This is a genomic window from Mesorhizobium sp. M1A.F.Ca.IN.022.07.1.1, from assembly GCF_003997575.1.
In the GTDB taxonomy this organism is placed as follows: Bacteria; Pseudomonadota; Alphaproteobacteria; order Rhizobiales; family Rhizobiaceae; genus Mesorhizobium.
On sequence record NZ_RZST01000393.1, the window covers coordinates 1 to 4,911 of the forward strand.

7 protein-coding genes are annotated in these 4,911 nt (G+C 60.0%); 2 read left to right on the forward strand and 5 right to left on the reverse strand.

Features of this window, described 5'->3' with window-relative positions; genetic code table 11:
- From EOA75_RS28680 to EOA75_RS28690, 3 genes are all read right to left on the reverse strand, one after another.
- A partial coding sequence (locus EOA75_RS28680; RefSeq protein WP_206517051.1) for a KUP/HAK/KT family potassium transporter occupies positions 1 to 789 on the reverse strand: 789 nt, incomplete at its 3' end.
- A gap of 749 nt (positions 790 to 1,538) precedes the next feature.
- Positions 1,539 to 1,745, reverse strand: a complete 207-nt coding sequence (locus EOA75_RS28685; protein WP_066993806.1) for a hypothetical protein — start codon at positions 1,743 to 1,745, stop codon at positions 1,539 to 1,541.
- 377 nt (positions 1,746 to 2,122) lie between these two features.
- Positions 2,123 to 3,004 carry a hypothetical protein gene (locus tag EOA75_RS28690; RefSeq protein WP_127248491.1) on the reverse strand — a complete coding sequence of 294 codons (882 nt, stop codon included), beginning with the start codon at positions 3,002 to 3,004 and terminating at the stop codon, positions 2,123 to 2,125.
- A 153-nt stretch (positions 3,005 to 3,157) separates the two neighbouring features.
- Between EOA75_RS28690 and EOA75_RS28695 the strand changes: the two genes are divergently transcribed.
- Positions 3,158 to 3,367, forward strand: a complete 210-nt coding sequence (locus tag EOA75_RS28695; RefSeq protein ID WP_066993812.1) for a hypothetical protein — start codon at positions 3,158 to 3,160, stop codon at positions 3,365 to 3,367.
- A 58-nt stretch (positions 3,368 to 3,425) separates the two neighbouring features.
- Positions 3,426 to 4,214: an exodeoxyribonuclease III gene (xth, locus tag EOA75_RS28700; protein ID WP_127325744.1), complete on the forward strand. Its 789-nt coding sequence runs from the start codon at positions 3,426 to 3,428 to the stop codon at positions 4,212 to 4,214.
- A gap of 28 nt (positions 4,215 to 4,242) precedes the next feature.
- Here the strand turns inward: xth and EOA75_RS28705 are convergent, their stop codons facing one another.
- Both EOA75_RS28705 and EOA75_RS28710 read right to left on the reverse strand, forming a co-directional pair.
- Positions 4,243 to 4,530, reverse strand: coding sequence for a hypothetical protein (locus tag EOA75_RS28705; protein WP_066993818.1), 288 nt, complete (start codon positions 4,528 to 4,530; stop codon positions 4,243 to 4,245).
- Positions 4,511 to 4,861, reverse strand: a complete 351-nt coding sequence (locus EOA75_RS28710) for a DUF768 domain-containing protein (RefSeq protein ID WP_095777394.1) — start codon at positions 4,859 to 4,861, stop codon at positions 4,511 to 4,513. The genes EOA75_RS28705 and EOA75_RS28710 overlap by 20 nt, the downstream gene beginning before the upstream one ends.
- Positions 4,862 to 4,911: the final 50 nt, after the last annotated feature.

Below are 4,911 nucleotides of genomic sequence, written 5' to 3' on the forward strand. Positions count from 1 at the left end.
GGCAAGCACGATCGGCTTGCGCCCGAAATGGCCGAGGTCGGCATAGAGCGCCTCAGCGCCGGTGACGGCGAGAAAAACCGCACCAACCGTGACGAAGGCGACTTCGGGCGAGTTGATCAGGAATGACACGATATAATGCGGGCTGATTGCCAGCAGGATTTCCGGGTCGTCCATGATGTGGTTGAGGCCGGAAAGGCCGATGGCCAGGAACCACAGCGCGGTAACGGGCCCGAACACCAATCCTACGCCGCCGGTGCCAAACCGCTGTACCGCAAACACGACCGCCAGAATGGCCAGTGTCAGCGGCACCACATAGGGCTGGAAGGTCGGCGTGACGACATTCATACCTTCGACCGCCGACAGCACCGAGATCGCCGGCGTAATGACTGCGTCGCCGAAAAAAAGCGCCGCGCCGACAATGCCGATGCCGAGGATCACCGCCGAGCGCGTCGGGAAACTGTTGCGCGCCAGCGCCATCAGCGACAGCACCCCGCCCTCGCCGCGATTGTCGGCACGGAGCACGAACATGATGTATTTGATGGTGACGGTGATCGTCAGCGACCAGATGATCAGCGAGAGTACGCCGAGGATGTCGCCACGGTTGGCGACGTTGCCACCGGCCGATGCGTGCAACGCCTCTCGGAATGCATAGATCGGGCTGGTGCCGATATCGCCGTAAACCACGCCCAACGCGCCCAGCATCAGCACCTTGGTGCTGTGCTGCTCGACCTCAGAATGGCTCGATTGTTCGACAGGTTCTGCCTCGTTACCAGCATTGGTAAGGGCCATGGACGACACTCCCATAAGCGGGCGGTGCTCTACGCTTGCTGCACTGCAATATCAAGTGCCGTCACGTAATGTCTGCGTCTCGGTATTGCCTATCGCTCGTCGGCTTCGCAGACTCGTCAGCCCCGAAGCGGCTTGGGAATTTTTGCGAGACTACGCTGAAGCTCCGGGAGCAACGATGCCCCGAGCCAGTATCGGATTAGGTCGATGCTCGGGCGCGCGAGCTCAGATGCCGAGAGCTTAAATTAACGCTGTAGCCGTGTAACAGACTGTGTAACAAATGCCGCGAAAAGTTCAATATTTTCAAGGACGTAAGCGTCAAGTCGAAAGACGCTCTCGCCGCCATCTTCAAGTGGTAAGGGCGATCAGATCTCGGGGAAATTGGAGGCAGCAGCGGACCTGCGACTTGCTCAACGCTCCGCTTCTGAGATAAGGTTGGGATGCGATGGCATTGAGCGAATAGAGCGATTTCCGGGAACCGAACCAATCCACAGAAATATTTTGTTGGTATTTTTGTTGGCTATCCCTGCTCTTGTGTGGGCGTCAACTATTTGGAAACAAAGCCAGATTTCCTTCGCTTCGAATCCGCCTCTGGGCACCATCACCCTCTTCTCCCCGCATTCGCTTTCGCCGAAGCTTCTACGCTGCAGCAAGCAGCTGGTGTTGGCGATCTTTTTGCTAGCGATGGCGCAATTTGGCGGGATTAGGAGCGCTGCGCTGGAGCTGTTACGGCTGCACGCTTGCCAGCCGGTTTAGCCGTGCCCAGGTTCTTCGAGCTTTTCCAGTCTCGCGGACAGCCGGTCAAGGTCAGTTGTGCCCTGGCCGAAAAGGCTCATGGCCCTCATGGCGACCAACTGGCGGTCTTCCTCGCTCTCAAGTCCATGCCTTGAACAATAGCGATGGACAGCTTTTGAGAGGATTTCAAGTTGGGTGGAATCCAAAACACCATGCAGGGACATGCGTGCCTCCTAGCCAGGGGCGAAAGCACGATACCGCTTTCAAGCGTCCGCTTGCCTCACTACTCGGTACGAACGACAAAGGGGTGATACGCCTCTCCGGCAAGTCGCGCGCTAACAAATGAGGCCGTGATGAAAATCGCGCCTGAGCGGTTACGTCTTCTTGAGAAGGCGCGCCTGCCGAAGAAGCGAAGCTGCGTCGATGCTGATCAAGTCGATGAGCTCGCGTGCTTGGCTGGGGGGATGCCGGTCCCGCGGGGCTGAAATCGCACCCGAAATTCCTTTTCGGCCTGTGACATTCCACCTGAACGTCGGGTACGCGAGCCTTGGCGGCGGCCCGCCTCGCTTGTCATGTGACAGCCATCATGGACCCAAGAATATCAATCGGCACTTCGCGAACGTTTTCTCCGCTCCAGGCTTTTCGCCTTTCGGCGAGCGATTCTGAGTTCGCCAAGCGTCGGCCGCCACCACCCTCTCGATCGTTCCGCTGATCCGGCAGGACGCCGCGCCGGCCATGTCTTGATCAGTTCAGCCAAGGTCGGCGGCCGCCACCTCGCCCAAACGGCGCCGAAGCCGGTCTCCATCGACTGTGGGTAGAACGGCGCCAGCTCAGAGGGGTCGGCGAGCTCGCCTGAAATCCCGGTGAAGACAACAACGTCATATTGCACCGTCGCCACGGCGCGACCGAGCGGAGGCAGGTCTTCGGCTGGAACCGGATAGCGCCGGCGCCTGCGTTCGGCATGGCGCAGCCTGGCGGCCTTGTGCTCATCGGAGTGTTTACCAGCCTCCCGCCGGCGTTTCCTCTCCTCCGGCTCGGCGCGCTGGGCGGCTCTTTCGATGCTTGGCCAACGGCGCCGCAGCTCCTCATAAGCGCGAAAAGGCACCCGCCAGACCCGCAGTTCGTCGTCCCAACTCGCCCATGGAACCGCTCGCAGTTCCTCCAGCACGGTCTTCGAATAAGGCGTGCGAATGCGCAGGTCGTCCGCGACTTCCAGATAGTGGCTCGACAGTGGATCGAAGGCGAAGGCATCCCGCCCCTTACTGTCGTCATGGGCTGCGCGAGCCGCTGTCTCCTGTGCCAGCCAGCGCTCGATCCGCCGCGCCGCCGTTTTTCCGGGCACGAACCAGCTCCTGAGCTCGTCGCTCCACCTCGCGCGCGGAAACGCAAGCTGGAACCGCTCAACTGCCGCTCGATCGTACGGGAAGCGCGCTTCGGCACCACGAGGCTTCTGCGGTTCAAAATGGGCTTCGGATTTTTCCATCGGATTGCGCTTGCTAGCTCTGCTCGCAAGGAACGCCGCGCAAGTTCCTTGGGTTCAAGCCACACAGCCGAGACAAGCCGAACTGCTCGAGGAACCGCGAGCGGAAACCTTCCCGGCATTCGACGGTTAATCCGGATCAGGAGAGGTCAGCCCATGGCGAGACGACGTGATGCAGATGAAACAGCGGCGAGCCGGCCCAGAAGGCCACGTTCGCGCCCGCTGAAAGGCGAAGAAACGGAAGTGAACCATATCGTGGAAACGCAAAACATTTCGCCGGCCCAGGCGCGGGAGCTGGTGCGGCGTCACGGAAACGATTGGCGCAAGATCGATGAGGCCGCCAAATCCTACAAGAAAGACAGCTAGTATTCCAAACCAAGTATCGGGGTGACTGCCCGGAGAGATCATCGGCCAAGATAACCGGATGACCAGGATCGCTACTTTCAACGTAAATGGCGTCAATGGGCGATTGCCGGTCCTCCTGAAATGGCTTGGCGAAACCGGCTATGACATCGTCTGCCTGCAGGAGCTCAAGACATCCGATGAGAAGTTCCCTGCCGAGGCGATCCGGCAGGCTGGTTACCGCGCCGTCTGGCATGGGCAGAAATCTTACAACGGCGTAGCGATTCTGGCCCGTGGGAAACAGCCGCAGGAGCGCAGGCGCGGACTGCCAGGCGACCCGGACGATACGCACAGCCGCTACATCGAGGCCGAGGTGGATGAGCTGGTGATCGGCTGCATCTATCTGCCGAACGGCAATCCCGCGCCTGGACCTAAATTCGATTACAAGCTGGCGTGGTTCCAGCGTTTGATCAGCTATTCCCAGACCTTGCTTAAAGAGGAAACGGTCCTGTGCGGCGATTACAACGTGGTGCCAACCCCGATTGATGCGGTGGTGCCGGCGCGCTGGTTGGGCGATGCAGTGTTTTTCCCGCAGAGTCGTGACGCTTACGCCGATTTGCTGAAGATGGGCTGGATGGATGCGGTTCGGCAGATCCATCCCGAGAAGGGGGTCTACACCTACTGGAACTTCTCCTACCGGGGCGGTTATGACCGGAGCTCCGGCCTGCGAATGGACCATCTCCTGATCAGTCCGGCACTTTCAAACCGGCTGCGAGGGGCGGGCGTCGATGCTGCGGTAAGAGCTTTGGAAAGGCCAAGCGATCATGCCCCGGCGTGGATCGAGCTGACCTGGCCTGGAAAGCTCGACTGAGGTTCCGATGGCCTGCCCAGGAGCGGCATCAGCCCGAGCGTATCACGCCGGGCTCATCGGTCTGTTCGTGGGCTTGTCCGACAGCTTGGGGCGCGGCCACAAGGTCCTGGAATCCGATCGTGGCGACCAGATACCCCGCTTCGTCGTAGATTCTCGTAACCCACGATGTCGGGTCGACGCCTTCGACAATCCCATCGAGCATCGCCTCCTTAGCCGCGCGTTTCGCCTCGGCCTTGGCGGCATCCAAATTTTCCATGTCGACCTGGATGGCCGGCTGCGCCGTACTTTCGATGAACTCAAAACGGAACTTCGGCATTGGTTTCTCCATTCGGCGCCGCCGGGAGCGGATCGGGCGGGCTCTCAATCTTGCCGTTGCTGGAAGTTTCGTCTCCGAGCACTGTTTCCGCGATGTATTGCTTGAGATCGCCGACTTCGTCGCCGATATCCTCAGCCAGTATTCCCAGGCCTTCGGCATCGGCGATGCATTGTTCGGCGAGCTTCTCGGCGGCGATTTCGGCCGGGATTGCAGCTGCGGCTTCCGCCTTGTGCTCGTCGATCCATTCCCCGACGAAATGTGCGGTCTTGTTCACGATGATATCCGGTTCCTGAGCGGAAACCGTGTCAGCGTCAGTTGGCTTCGTGTCCATGTCTAAACCCGCCCTCTAGGATCCTTCTTCAACGCCGATTGCCTGCGAAG